Here is a 12,821-nt window from a genome sequence, read left to right on the forward strand (position 1 = left end):
TGTTCGGCATTTCCGGCCGCCCCACCACCCATTCATCGAGTTTGCGAATCAAGTGCCCGCCACACGGGGCTTTGCGGGGCCATACTGTGTTTTCGTGATTCACATTGACCGATCACGATCACTTCAATGGATAGGTTTTGAGGGCATCTGTTCGGATAAGCTTCGGTCAAATCGATCATCACCTGCCCACTTACCCCGAGGTTGTTGCCCCATGACGCTGGTTCACCTTCGTGCCTTTTGCTCGGTCGTCGAGAAAGGCAGTTTTCGTTCGGCGGCACGGCAATTGGGTGTTGCCCAGAGCACACTGACGCAATCGATCCAAAGCCTTGAAAAAGAGCTGGGGGTCATTCTCCTGGCTCGCTCCAACCAGGGCATCAACCTGACCCCGGCCGGCAAAAGCTTCCTGACCCGGGCGCGTTCGATCACCATGGACTGCGATCGTGCGTTGCAGGACATCCAGCAATGGAAAGGCGAACCCGAGGGGCAGATCGCTTTGGGTGTCACCGCAGAACCGTTGGCCGAACTGCTGATGCCGGTCTTCAGCAGCTTCACCCGCAAGTTTCCCAAGGTGCAGGTTCACGTCGCCAGCGGCTCGACGAAAATGCTGATCGAGAAAATCCGCGACGGCCGCCTCGACTTCGTCATGTGCCCGTTGGCCCCGAACGTCACCGATATCGACCTGACGATCGAACGACTCTACAGTTCGGATGCCAGCATCATTGCCCGCAAGGGACACCCCCAGGCGCAGGCCCGTTCGGTGCGCGAGTTGACTGACTGCCAGTGGATCAGCGTACGCCCGGCCGGCGTGGTGGGTGGTGCCGAGAACCGCTTGATCGAGTTGTTCAGGGCTGAAGGCCTGCCACCGCCGAAGATCGCCATTACCGCGGATTCGTTGCTGGAAATCCTGCACATCGTCTCCGAGTCGGATTACCTGACCATCGAACCGCGCATGCTGCCCGGCATGAAACTGTTTTCGTCATCGCTGATCACCATCCCGATCCGCGAGCCGCTGGCCTCGCGCGACGTCTGCCTGATCAGCCGTCGAAGCTCGCCGTTCACCCAGGTCACGCAGGAACTGACCAGCATGCTGATTTCCTATTCGCGCCTGGTCCATCGAGCCAAAGGCTGACCCCGCGCTCGCCGCTCGTTCAACCCCGTACACCCCACAAGAGATTTTTCTTCATGCCTGCGCTGCCTTCGTCGTTGTCCGCCGCCCCACTCTCAACAGCCCATGACGGACTGCTCCGTGCGGCGGCCAGCGAAACCGGGATCGATCCTGATCGCATCGTCGCTTTTCTCGATGACGTCGATAACGCCGGGCTGGATCTGCACGGCATGATCCTGCACCGCCACGGCAAAGTCGTGGCTGAAGGCTGGAAGTGGCCTTACGCTTCAGAGCGCCCGCGAATCCTGCACTCGGTGGCGAAAAGTTTTACGGCGTGCGCCATTGGTTTGGCCGTCGATGAAGGCTTGCTGCGGCTCAGCGATACGGTCATCTCGTTCTTTCCGCAACACCTGCCGGCGCACATCGATCCGCGCTTGCCGAGCATGACGGTCGAGCACCTGCTGACGATGCGCACCGGCCATCAAGCCAACACGTCAGGATCGGTCTGGCGCGGCATCGACAGCAGCTGGATCACCGAGTTTTTCAAGATTCCACTGGTTCACGAGCCTGGCGGACAGTACGTCTACACCAGTGCGGCCAGCTACATGCTGTCGGCTATCGTGACCCAGGTCACCGGCCAGACCATGCATGAGTATCTGCGCCCGCGCCTGTTCGAACCGCTGGGCATCACTGATGAACATTGGGCAATTGGCCCCGACGGGATCAACCCCGGCGGCAACGGTTTGACCGCCACGCCGGCGTCCATGCTCAAGTTGGGTATCCTCCATGCTCAAGACGGGATCTGGGAAGGCCAGCGCATTTTGTCCAGCGAGTGGGTGCAGGCCGCGACTCGCCCGCAAGGCGGACCCGACAGCAAGTACGGTTACCACTGGGCAATCAAGCCTCAGGGTGCCTACTGTGCCGTCGGCGTGTTCGTGCAAATGGCGATCGTTTTTCCGGCCTTCGGCGCGACGCTGGCACTGGTCGGCGCCATGAAGAACTCGGCACACATCATTCCGCACATCGAGCGGCATTTTCCGGCGGCGTTTCTCGACAGCACTGAACCGGCGGATGACGCGGACAAGCGTCTGCTGCAACGCCTCAGTGCCATGCGCGAGGTCCCGACGCTTGAATCCGCTACCACCGCGCCGTTCACCACGCCGGTCACCTTCGACTTCCAGGACAACGAGCTCGGCGTCACTCGACTCAGCTTTGCTTTTGAAGCAGACACGCTAACCATAGACCTGACCGACGGTACGGGCGCTCACCGTATCGTCAGCGGGTTGAATCGCTGGCATCAGGGCACCACCGACATGCCGGGCAGCGAATTGCATCATGGCTATACCTTCAAGGACGAAGCCGTGATTGCCGGTGCACGCTGGCTCGACCAGAGAACCCTGGAGATGCAGTGGATCTATGTCGCCAGTGCCTTCCGTGACACCATCCGCTGCACCTTTACAGAGGATGGCGTGACCTGGGAGCGCTCGGTCAACGTGAACAGTGGTGCACTGGCTCATCCAGCGCTACAGGGTCGCCGACGGAAAACCTGAGCCCCAGAGGCACTTGATTTAAGGACTTCTCCCATTGCGATACGACCTCACAAGCCTTGAGCTTTTCATCACCGTCGCGCAGGAGCGTAACCTGACCCGGGCAGCGCGGATCCAGCATCTGGCGGTCTCGGCTGTCAGCAAGCGCATCACGGAGCTGGAGTCGCAGGTCGGCTCGCCGCTGTTGGTGCGCAATGCCCGAGGCGTCGAATTGACTCCGGCCGGCCAGTCGATGCTCTTCTACGCCCGCCAGCTCAAGCAGACGGTCGAACAACTCGACAACGAATTGGGTGAGTACGCATCGGGCGTGAAAGGCCATGTCCGCATCCACGCCATCACCTCGGCGCTGTCACAATTCTTGCCCGACGACGTCGGCCGTTTTGTTGCCTTGTACCCTCAGATCAAATTCGATATCGAAGAGCGCGTAGGCTCGGCGGTCATCCGTGCAGTGGCAGATGGGCGAGCCGACCTGGGGATAATCGCGATGCAAACCGCCTCCCAGGGATTGGAAACCCTGCCCTATCGCCATGATGAGCTGGCGTTGGTGGTTCCCGCAGGTCACGTTCTCTCCAGCCGCAAATCCATCAAGTTCAGGGAGGTCCTGGAGCATGAATTTGTCGGCCCGCATCTGGAAAGCTCGGTACACGCATTGCTCACCAGCGAAGCTGAAAAGCTCGGCATGACGATCAAGCTGCGAATCCGCATCAGCAGCTTCGACTGCATGTGCCGGATGGTGTCATCGGGGTTGGGCCTGGCGGTGCTGCCACGCAGCGTCGTCAACCAATACACGCGCAGCCACAAGTTGAAGGCGGTGACCCTGGATGAGCCATGGGCAAAGCGCTCGCTGCTGCTGGCATTCAAGAAATATGACGCGGCCACACCGACGTTGAAAACCCTGATCGACCATTTGCGATTGCCCAACGAATAACCCCGCGAGCGTTCTCCGATGGAGAACGCTGCTGTGGCGATTGATCAATTTTCCTTCGCTCGGAGTGCACCTACTATCGGCCCATCAGCGGTATCGTCGGGATCGTTTCCGGCTGCCGTTACAACTATAAAAGCCGAGCGATACAAGCATGACCGAGCCTGCCCGTGACCTTCTCAATCATCTGGTCATCGACAACGAGCGATTCGCCTATGTCGATTTGCACAAGATGCTGTCGCCTGCACAAGTAGCGAAGTTGCCTTACTCGATACGCATCCTCCTGGAAAACGTCGCGCGGTGCTCGCCGCAAGCGCTGCCCTCGGTGCTGGCGCGTGCCATCGGTCAGGGCCCTAACTGCGAAGTGCCATTCCAGCCCAACCGCCTGATGTTCCATGACACCACTTGCCTGCCGGCACTGGCTGACTTCGCCTGCATGCGGGATGTGGTGGCGGAGCTGGGCGGCGATCCGAAAGCGATGAATCCGCTGATCCCTGCCGTGCTGACGATTGACCATTCGGTGATCGTCGAGCGTTACGCAGAGGCCGATGCCGTCGAACAGAATCTGGACATCGATTTTCGCCGCAACAGCGAGCGCTACCGCTTCATCAAGTGGGCACAGAAGAGCCTCGACAACTTCGGCGTTATCCCTCCAGGCACGGGCATCATCCACCAGATGAACATGGAAGCGCTCGCGCAGGTGGTGTGGGAAACACCGATGGAAAACGGCCAACGAATGCTCCATCCCGATGACATGGTCGCGACCGACAGTCACACCCCGATGATCAATGCCATCGGCGTGTTGGGCTGGGGCGTGGGTGGTCTTGAAGGCCAGGCAGCGATGGTCGGCGAACCCGTTCCGATCAGCTTTCCCCAGGTGATTGGCATCCGGGTGAGCAACCGCATGCGGCCGGGTGTCACGGCCACCGATCTGTCGCTGCATGTCGCCGAAATCCTGCGCAAGCGCTCGGTCGTGGGCAAGTTCGTCGAGTTCTTCGGGCCCGGTCTTTCCACACTGAGCTGGGCGGCGCGCGGGACTGTTTCCAACATGGCGCCTGAGTATGGCGCCACAGTGGTGTTCTTCCCGTTCGACACTGAAACGCTGTCGTACCTGGAGCTGAGCGGACGATCGCCGGCGCTGCGCAAAAAAGTCGTGAGCTACATGAGCGCGCAACCGTTATGGCGCCGTGATGATCTGGCCGAGCCGCAGTTTGACGAGTTGATCGAACTGGATCTTGCCGACATTGAACCGAGTGTCGCAGGGCCGCATCAGCCTCATCAGCGGCAAAGCCTGGCGAATGCCGCAGCGTCCTTTCGCAACGAGGTCATGGGCGGAAAAAACCTGATCGCGGGCCCGGCGGAACAACATTTCTTCGAGCCCTCGTTTCATCAGCCGATCACCCACGGCGCCGTGGTGATGGCGGCCATCACCAGTTGCACCAACACCGCGAACCCTTCGCAGATGATTCAGGCCGGTCTACTAGCACGCAAGGCCCGCGAGCTGGGGCTCAAGCGCAAACCTTGGGTGAAGACCTCGTTGTCACCCGGCTCACAGGTGGTGGCGGATTATCTGGCCGAGGCCCGTCTGCTCGAAGATTTCTCGGCGCTCGGTTTTGACTTGGCGGGGTTCGGTTGCATGACCTGCATCGGCAACTCAGGGAAGCTGGAAGAACATGTTGAAGTGTTCGCCGATCAAGGCCTGAAAGGCGTGGTGGTGCTTTCCGGCAACCGTAACTTCGAAGGCCGGGTCAATCCGAAAGTGCCGGCGGGTTATCTGGCATCGCCGGCGCTCTGCGTCGCCTATGCCATCGCCGGGACCATTGATATCGACCTTGAATCGCAGCCGTTGGGCCAAAGCCACAATGGTGAGCCGGTTTACCTGCGGGACCTGATGCCCAGCGACACAGAAGTCGCGGCTCAAGTCATCAAGGTGGTCAAACCAGAGTTTTTCCAGCAGCGCCTGGCGACAGTCTGGGACGGTACCCACCATTGGCAAGCGCTGTCTGCCGAAGGCAGCGTGCAATTTCCCTGGAGCCCTGATTCAACCTACCTGCGTCGTCCTGAATACCTGGCGGGGATCAAGGCCGAGCCGAACACCAGCCTGGCGATCAGCGGCGCACGGATCTTGATGGTGCTGGGCGACAACATCACCACCGACCACATTTCCCCAGCCGGCGCTATCCCGGCCAAAAGCCTGGCAGGTCAGTGGTTGCTGGAGCGCGGAGAGGATCCTCAAGACCTCAATCAGTACTCCACACGGCGCAGTAATCATGAAGTGATGCTGCGCGGTGCATTCACCAACAAGACCGTCAAGAACCTGCTTTTGGGTGACGAACAACCGGGGCAAGGTGGCTGGGCCTGGAACGCCGATCACAGCGAATGCCTGCCTCTGTACCAGGCTTCGAAAAGCTACACGGATCGACAGACGTCGATGGTGATGTTCGCCGGGATCAACTATGGCGCGGGATCAAGCCGTGACTGGGCGGCCAAGGCTCAAGCGTTGCTGGGCGTCAAAGCCGTCGTTGCCCGGAGCATCGAACGCATCCATCGCAGCAACCTGATCGGAATGGGCGTCATCCCGTTGCAGTTCAAGCCCGGCATGAGCGTTGAGGACCTGCAGTTGCAAGGGACTGAACGCCTCGACTTTCTGGGGCTGGACGATCTCGCGGTCGGCGATAACAGCGTGACGCTGATCATCCACCGGACAACAGGCGATCTACAGCATGTCGAGTTGGCCGTGCGTATCGATTCGCTCCAGGAAATTCGCTACCTCATAAACGGCGGTGTACTGCCCTTCGTGATTCGCAAGGTGGTGGCGCGTACCCGACACTGATTCAACCGCCCGGTTCGCAAGGGCCGGGCATTTGTGATCAACAATAATAAGGATCAGCAATCATGCATGGCGACGATAAAAGCGCAGGCGAGCGCGAGTCTGAAATTCAGTCTTGCGCTTCACTCTTCAATGGTGCGAACCGTCGCACGTTGCTCAAACAGATAGGCACGGTGGCGGGCGTCTCGATACTGAGTTCAATGCTGCCAACGGGCCTGTCCAGTGCGGCTGAACCTTCCAACAAAAAATTATCGGCTACCCGGAGAACAACCCCTATGTACGCGTACGTCGGGTCTCGCACCACCCGTGAACGAAATGCTCGCGGCGAAGGCATCAGCGTCTACCAAGTGGATCAGGAGAAAGGCACGCTGACCCTAGTCCAGGTGGTCAAGGACCTGGTCAATCCATCGTTCCTCGCGCTGAATCGGGCGTGCGACCGGCTGTATACCGTGCATGGCGACAAGAGCGATGTCAGCGCCTTCAGTATCGACAAAGCCACCGGGAAACTGACGTTCATCAACCAGCAAAGCTGCGAGGGCAAAAATCCGGTTCACCTCGCACTGGATCCCAGCGAGCGTTTCCTGGTGGTGTCGAACCACATCGGCGGCTCGCTGGCGGTGTTGAATGTTGGCGAAGACGGCGCGCTGGGCTCGCTGAATCAACTGCTGAAGCTCGAAGGTCCGATGGGCCCCCACCGCGTGGAGCAACCGTTCTCAAAACCGCATTTCAACCCCTTCGATCACTCGGGCAACTTTGTGTTGGTCCCTGATAAAGGGCTGGATCGTGTGTTCAGTTTTCGCTTCGACAACGGCAAGCTTGTCCCTGCGACCCAACCGTTCGTCACGACTCGCGAAGGCGCGGGCCCACGGCATTTGGCGCTGCATCCGAGCGCGCCGTTTGCCTACGTCGTCAACGAACTGGATTCATCGGTGACCACCTACCGCTTTGACGCCGGCAACGGCTCGCTGACACCGCTGCAAGTGCTGCCATCGCTACCCTCGACCTTCACCGGCAACAGCCGCGCATCGGAGATTGAAGTCGACCGCAGCGGGCGATTCCTCTACGCGTCCAACCGTGGCTATGACAGCGTCGCCGCGTTCTCCATCGATCAAGGCACTGGCCTGTTGAGCCCGGTCGAGTTCATGCCCACCGATGGCAAGACACCGCGCTTCTTCACGCTGACGCCCAACGAGCGATTCCTCTTCGCACTCAATGAGGACAGCGACACCATTATTTCGATGGCCGTGGATCCGAAAAAAGGCGGGCTGAGCAAGACCGGTTTCTCGGTCTCTACCGGTAGCCCGGTGTGTATGGTTTTTTCTGCCTGATCACTGACGGAACTACAAAAACTAAAGAAGCAGGCAACAGCCTGCTTCCCGTGAGGTTGCCATGAACAAGAACAATTCCGTGGACGAATCGGCGATCGTCCGCAAGATCACGCTGCGCATCATTCCTTTCGTTTTCCTGCTGTACATCGTTTCGTATCTGGACCGGGCCAACATCGGATATGCCGCCCTGCAAATGAACAAGGAACTCGCGCTATCAAGCGAGGCCTTTGGCTTCATCTCGGGCATTTTCTTCATCGGTTATTTCCTCTTCGAAGTGCCGAGCAACGTCATGCTCAACAAATTCGGCGCCCGGGTCTGGATCGCCCGCATCCTGGTGACGTGGGGCTGCATCGCGGCGGCGACTGCATTCGCGCAATCAGCCAATCAGCTCTATGTGCTGCGCTTTTTCCTGGGCGTCGCCGAAGCGGGGTTCTTTCCCGGCATCATCGTCTACCTGACCTTCTGGTTTCGCGCCAAGGAACTTGCGACCACCGTTGCACTGTTCACCGCAGCGATTCCCGTCAGCTACATCATCGGCGCGCCGCTGAGCACCTGGATCATGGACAACATCAGCTGGATGAACTGGAGCGGCTGGCGCTGGATGCTGTTCCTGGAAGGTATTCCAGCGGTCATTCTCGGCATCGCCTGTTTCTTTTTCCTGACCGACAAACCGGAACAGGCCAAGTGGCTCAAACCCCATGAGAAGGACTGGTTGCTGGCTGAGCTTGAGCGCGACCGTCAAAACCGCAAGAACGTGAAAAGTTTGAGCGTGGTGAAAACCATGACCAACCCCAAGGTGCTGTACCTGTCGTTCATTTACTTCGTCTACCAATGTGGCAGCCTGGGCGTTGGCTACTGGATGCCGCAGATCATCAAAAGCTTTTCCGAGTCGCTGACCCACACACAGATTGGCTTGATCGCCATGCTGCCTTACATCGTTGCCACCGCCGCCATGATCCTCTGGTCGCGCAGTTCCGACCGACGCAACGAGCGCAAGCTGCATTCGGCGATACCGCTGTTGGTTGCCGCTCTGGGGTTGGTGGGTGCGGGGCTGCTGCAGAACCCCTATGTGGCAATGGCGATGATCTGCCTTGCGCTGTCAGGCCTGTACAGTTTCAAATCGCCGTTCTGGGCATTGCCAACGTTGTTCCTCGATCGGACGACAGCCGCAGTCTCCATTGCTGTCATCAACTCGATCGGCAACCTGGGCGGTTTCGTTGGCCCGTCCTTGATCGGTATGGTGAAAGGCAATAGCCAAAGCGCCGCCAATGGCCTGTTGTTCCTCAGCACACTGTTGCTGGCCGGGTTCCTGATGACGTTCTTTATGCGAGTCACCAACAACGACACTTCGCCAGTCGTCAACGCCGCCAGCCGAGAAGCGCACTGACGTGCTTCACCTGCAAACCCATACGTTGGAGTACGCGATGAGTTCAATCACACCGCTGGTCATCAATGATCTGGCCCCTGAAGGCGTTCTTCGTGCCGCGATCAATTTCGGCAATCCGGTACTCGCCCAGCGAGGGCCGGACGGGTCGCCAAAAGGCGTGTCCGTGGCCTTGGCAAAGGCGCTTGCCACCGAATTGGGTGCGCAACTGGAAATGATCACGTTCGACGCGGCGGGCAAGGTGTTTGCCGCGCTGGAAACCGGGGAGTGGAACATCGCGTTCCTGGCCATCGAGCCGGTCCGCGAAGAGCAGATCGCATTCAGCGAACCCTACGTGATCATCGAGGGCACTTATCTGGTCGCCACTGACTCCCCGTATGTGAGCGTTGCCGATCTCGATCAACCCGGCTTGAAACTCGCCGTCGGCAAGGGCGCCGCGTACGACCTTTTCCTATCCCGCACACTGAAGCATGCACAGTTGGAACGCGCAGAAACCTCAGCCGCGGCCGTGGATTTGTTCCATGAGTCGGGACTGGATGCCGCGGCGGGCGTCAGGCAGCCACTGCAAAAAGCCGCCGAAGCCAACAGCTGTCATCGAGTGCTGGAAGACGCTTTCACTTCGATCCGCCAGGCGATGGCCGTCCCTCGGGAGCGTGAAGCAGGCGCCGCCTATGTGAGGGATTTCGTGAAGCGCAAGAAAGACGAAGGATTCGTCCAGGCGGCATTGGTGGCTAACGGTCAGGATGATGTGAATGTTGCGCCCTGAGCTGTGATGTTAGCGCCGGATTTCATCCCCTGGCGCGGTGACGCAAGCGCGAGTAAGAGATCAGCATGCTGGTCAGCTCTTGTGTGACCTGGGTGAAGGGTGACACTCGACGGCTGACCAGGCACACCTCATTCGACTCCAACGGCTCACGAATCGAAATGCTGATCAGCGACGAGGAAAACAGCTTCATGCCGGGCAGCATCCCGGGCTCAATGGTCAGATAGTCCGTCTCGGAAATGATGTGCAGGATTTCCAGCAGCGATTCGGTGGTGATCGCGATCTTTGGTGGCGGCAATCCCTGGGCTCTGAACAGCTCGACCAGATGATTTTCCGCACTGCCGACGACTCCGGCCGGCCGGACACTGATCCACTGGCAATCGGCTAAATCATGAACTGAGCGAGCACCTGCCAGAGGATGCCCCTTGCGCGCAATCACGCTGGATTTCGAACTGTAGAGCCGCTCGATCTGCAGGTCGATATCGCAGACGTTGGGGCTCAAGGGGCACATCACGAAATCGAGCCGGCCAGCGCGAATCATCTCGATTAGCATCTTCGTCTTGCCACTGGCGACGTGTAGCTGCACCTTTGGAAATCGGCGGGTAAAACTGCTGAAGACCGGCATCAGGCACGCCGCCAACGGCTCCACGGTGACACCCAATGCGATCTGCCCTTCGGGCATGCCATTCCACTGTCGGACGTCTTGTACCGCGCGATCGCAATCCAGAATGATCGAACGCGCCCGGGGCAGGAAAACCTTGCCGGCCAGGGTCACGCTGATGCCTTGATTGGAGCGCACCAGCAAGGTGACCCCCAGTTCTTTTTCCAGGCTTTGAATCGACTCTGTCAACGTGCTTTGCGCCGCGTCCAGCTCTCGTGCCGCCGAACGGAAACTGCCCATGTCGACCACCGAGCAGAAGGCCCGCAGCTGGATCAGCTTCATGAAGCACGGCCTCTGGGGCGGCTATAGGTACGGTCGCTGAGGACCGGGACTTTTTCGATTTTGCTCATGGGTGCTTTCTCAAAACTCATAAACTGTATGCGATTTAATCGCACGCGAGACATAAATATTCAAGCAAAGTGCTGATGATGTCAAAGCTCGTGTTAAGTCTTGGCGACGAGTGGTGGCGCAAGCGCGATGAGCGGAAAAGCCGAAGATGATCGCTTTTTCCGTTCTATTCGGCACCTAACCTCGCCTATAAAATCAGGCCCGTCAGATAGTTACTGTCATTTGTACTATTTGAACTTCGATAATCCCATGAATAGTTATAACTAATAGCAGTTTCTATTAAAGGAGCTCTACGTGTGACTTCGCGCCTGAGGAACCTGCATGCCCAAAAACATCAAACAACTTTCCCTGAGCAGACGTAAATTTTGCGGCGCTGCTGCCGTGACATGCGCGGCTGCACCGCTAGGGCTACTCGGCTTCTCAATCAAGACTGACGCTATGACCAATAATCAAAAAACCATAAATAGTGCTTCCACTGAAATACGTCCATTTCATTTCAGCGCTCCGGACTCAGAACTTTCAGAGTTGCGCAGACGCCTACAAGCAACAAGATGGCCGGACAAGGAAATAGTTAATGACTCCTCGCAAGGCGTACAACTTGCGACGATCCAGAAACTGGCCAGACATTGGGCGACAAAGTACGACTGGCGAGTAATCGAATCAAAAATAAACGCCCTTCCAAACTTCATCACCCGGATTGATGGCCTGGATATACATTTCATCCATATCCGCTCCAAACACGAAAATGCGCTGCCGCTGCTCATGGCGCACGGTTGGCCTGGATCGGTGATCGAGCTGATGAAAGTCATCGGCCCGCTTACCGATCCTGAGGCGCACGGTGGCAGCGCCGCCGATGCGTTCAGTTTGGTCATTCCATCGATGCCGGGTTACGGCTTCTCGGAGAAACCGACCGAGGCCGGTTGGAATCCCGTACGTATCGCCGATGCCTACATCGAGTTGATGAAGCGCCTCGGCTACACCCGGTATGGCGCGCAGGGTGGCGATTGGGGCGCTATCGTCGTCGACCTGATGGCGGTAAAGGCACCACCTGGCCTGATCGGTATTCACTCGAACATGCCTGGCGTGATCCCGCCTGAACTGGATGCGGCGTTGTTCCGCGGCGACCCGGTCCCGAGTGGTCTTTCCGGGGAGGAGAAACTGGCGGCCGATCAACTCGCCAACACCTACAAGCACATCGGCTACGCAATCATGATGGGCGACAGGCCTCAGTCGCTTACCGGCATCACCGACTCACCCGTAGGTTTGGCAGCGTTCATGCTCGATCACGACCCTAAAAGCTACGAGATGATTGCGCGCTCCATCGACGGACATCCTGAAGGCCTCACACCTGATGACGTCCTCGACAACATCACGCTGTTCTGGCTGACCAAGACCGCCATTTCGTCGGCTCGGCTCTATTGGGAAAACAAGTCGACATTCTTCGCCGTCAAGGGCGTCAACATCCCGGTGGCGGTCAGTGTGTTTCCCGATGAACTGTATACGGCGCCGAGAAGTTGGTCGCAGCAGGCCTATCCCAAGCTTGTGCATTACAACAGGCTTCCCAAAGGCGGGCACTTTGCTGCGTGGGAGCAGCCGACGCTTTTCTCGCAGGAAGTCAGGGCCGGGTTCAAGACCCTGCGCTAAGCGCGCCAGCTCTTAGCATCGAAGACCTGATTCCTGTGGGTTGAGGATCAAGTGGGCGGGTGGGCCAATCCACCCGCCTCTACCGTTCGTCGTCGAGGCGAAAAATAATCTTTGACATCGTTGGGGCTTTGGTAGAATATTCATTCATCGTATGCGATCTAATCGAAAGCGACAAACAACATAAACCCTGTTGCCGTTTGGAGATTCAACCATGAACACCGCAAGCACCTACACCCTGTTCATCACTACCGCTCGCGCTGCCCAAGGTCACAACGGCAACAACTGGATC

9 protein-coding genes are annotated in these 12,821 nt (G+C 58.4%); 8 read left to right on the top strand and 1 reads right to left on the bottom strand.

The window, feature by feature from the left end; all coding sequences use genetic code 11:
- The first annotated feature begins 211 nt into the window (after positions 1-211).
- The 7 genes from KVG88_RS10400 (at position 212) to KVG88_RS10430 (ending at position 9,882) form a co-directional block, all read left to right on the top strand.
- Positions 212-1,129 (top strand): LysR substrate-binding domain-containing protein, encoded by a 918-nt coding sequence (locus KVG88_RS10400; RefSeq protein WP_217871273.1) that lies wholly within the window; start codon positions 212-214, stop codon positions 1,127-1,129.
- 53 nt (positions 1,130-1,182) lie between these two features.
- Positions 1,183-2,655 (top strand): serine hydrolase domain-containing protein, encoded by a 1,473-nt coding sequence (locus tag KVG88_RS10405; RefSeq protein WP_217871274.1) that lies wholly within the window; start codon positions 1,183-1,185, stop codon positions 2,653-2,655.
- A gap of 34 nt (positions 2,656-2,689) precedes the next feature.
- Positions 2,690-3,580 (top strand): LysR family transcriptional regulator, encoded by an 891-nt coding sequence (locus tag KVG88_RS10410; RefSeq protein ID WP_217871275.1) that lies wholly within the window; start codon positions 2,690-2,692, stop codon positions 3,578-3,580.
- Positions 3,581-3,728: 148 nt separating this feature from the next.
- Positions 3,729-6,407, top strand: coding sequence for an aconitate hydratase AcnA (gene acnA, locus KVG88_RS10415; protein WP_217871276.1), 2,679 nt, complete (start codon positions 3,729-3,731; stop codon positions 6,405-6,407).
- A 272-nt stretch (positions 6,408-6,679) separates the two neighbouring features.
- Positions 6,680-7,732, top strand: a complete 1,053-nt coding sequence (locus KVG88_RS10420; RefSeq protein ID WP_217871277.1) for a lactonase family protein — start codon at positions 6,680-6,682, stop codon at positions 7,730-7,732.
- Positions 7,733-7,793: 61 nt separating this feature from the next.
- Complete coding sequence (locus KVG88_RS10425) at positions 7,794-9,119, top strand: MFS transporter (RefSeq protein WP_217871278.1); 1,326 nt, start codon at positions 7,794-7,796, stop codon at positions 9,117-9,119.
- A 37-nt stretch (positions 9,120-9,156) separates the two neighbouring features.
- Complete coding sequence (locus tag KVG88_RS10430; protein ID WP_217871279.1) at positions 9,157-9,882, top strand: transporter substrate-binding domain-containing protein; 726 nt, start codon at positions 9,157-9,159, stop codon at positions 9,880-9,882.
- A 22-nt stretch (positions 9,883-9,904) separates the two neighbouring features.
- Here KVG88_RS10430 and KVG88_RS10435 read toward each other — a convergent pair whose 3' ends face one another.
- Positions 9,905-10,822, bottom strand: coding sequence for a LysR substrate-binding domain-containing protein (locus KVG88_RS10435; protein WP_217871280.1), 918 nt, complete (start codon positions 10,820-10,822; stop codon positions 9,905-9,907).
- 387 nt (positions 10,823-11,209) lie between these two features.
- Here KVG88_RS10435 and KVG88_RS10440 point away from each other — a divergent pair, with 387 nt between their 5' ends.
- Complete coding sequence (locus KVG88_RS10440; protein ID WP_225933912.1) at positions 11,210-12,532, top strand: epoxide hydrolase family protein; 1,323 nt, start codon at positions 11,210-11,212, stop codon at positions 12,530-12,532.
- Positions 12,533-12,821 lie beyond the last annotated feature (289 nt).

This window comes from Pseudomonas azerbaijanoccidentalis (assembly GCF_019145495.1).
Taxonomy (GTDB): domain Bacteria; phylum Pseudomonadota; class Gammaproteobacteria; order Pseudomonadales; family Pseudomonadaceae; genus Aquipseudomonas; species Aquipseudomonas azerbaijanoccidentalis.

Bases quoted from the DNA above. Each gene is read 5' to 3' on its own strand.
- KVG88_RS10400 (WP_217871273.1), top strand. From the start codon at position 212: ATGACGCTGGTTCACCTTCGTGCCTTTTGCTCGGTCGTCGAGAAAGGC.
- KVG88_RS10405 (WP_217871274.1), top strand. From the start codon at position 1,183: ATGCCTGCGCTGCCTTCGTCGTTGTCCGCCGCCCCACTCTCAACAGCC.
- acnA (WP_217871276.1), top strand. From the start codon at position 3,729: ATGACCGAGCCTGCCCGTGACCTTCTCAATCATCTGGTCATCGACAAC.
- KVG88_RS10420 (WP_217871277.1), top strand. From the start codon at position 6,680: ATGTACGCGTACGTCGGGTCTCGCACCACCCGTGAACGAAATGCTCGC.
- KVG88_RS10425 (WP_217871278.1), top strand. From the start codon at position 7,794: ATGAACAAGAACAATTCCGTGGACGAATCGGCGATCGTCCGCAAGATC.
- KVG88_RS10430 (WP_217871279.1), top strand. From the start codon at position 9,157: ATGAGTTCAATCACACCGCTGGTCATCAATGATCTGGCCCCTGAAGGC.
- KVG88_RS10435 (WP_217871280.1), bottom strand. From the start codon at position 10,822: ATGAAGCTGATCCAGCTGCGGGCCTTCTGCTCGGTGGTCGACATGGGC.
- KVG88_RS10440 (WP_225933912.1), top strand. From the start codon at position 11,210: ATGCCCAAAAACATCAAACAACTTTCCCTGAGCAGACGTAAATTTTGC.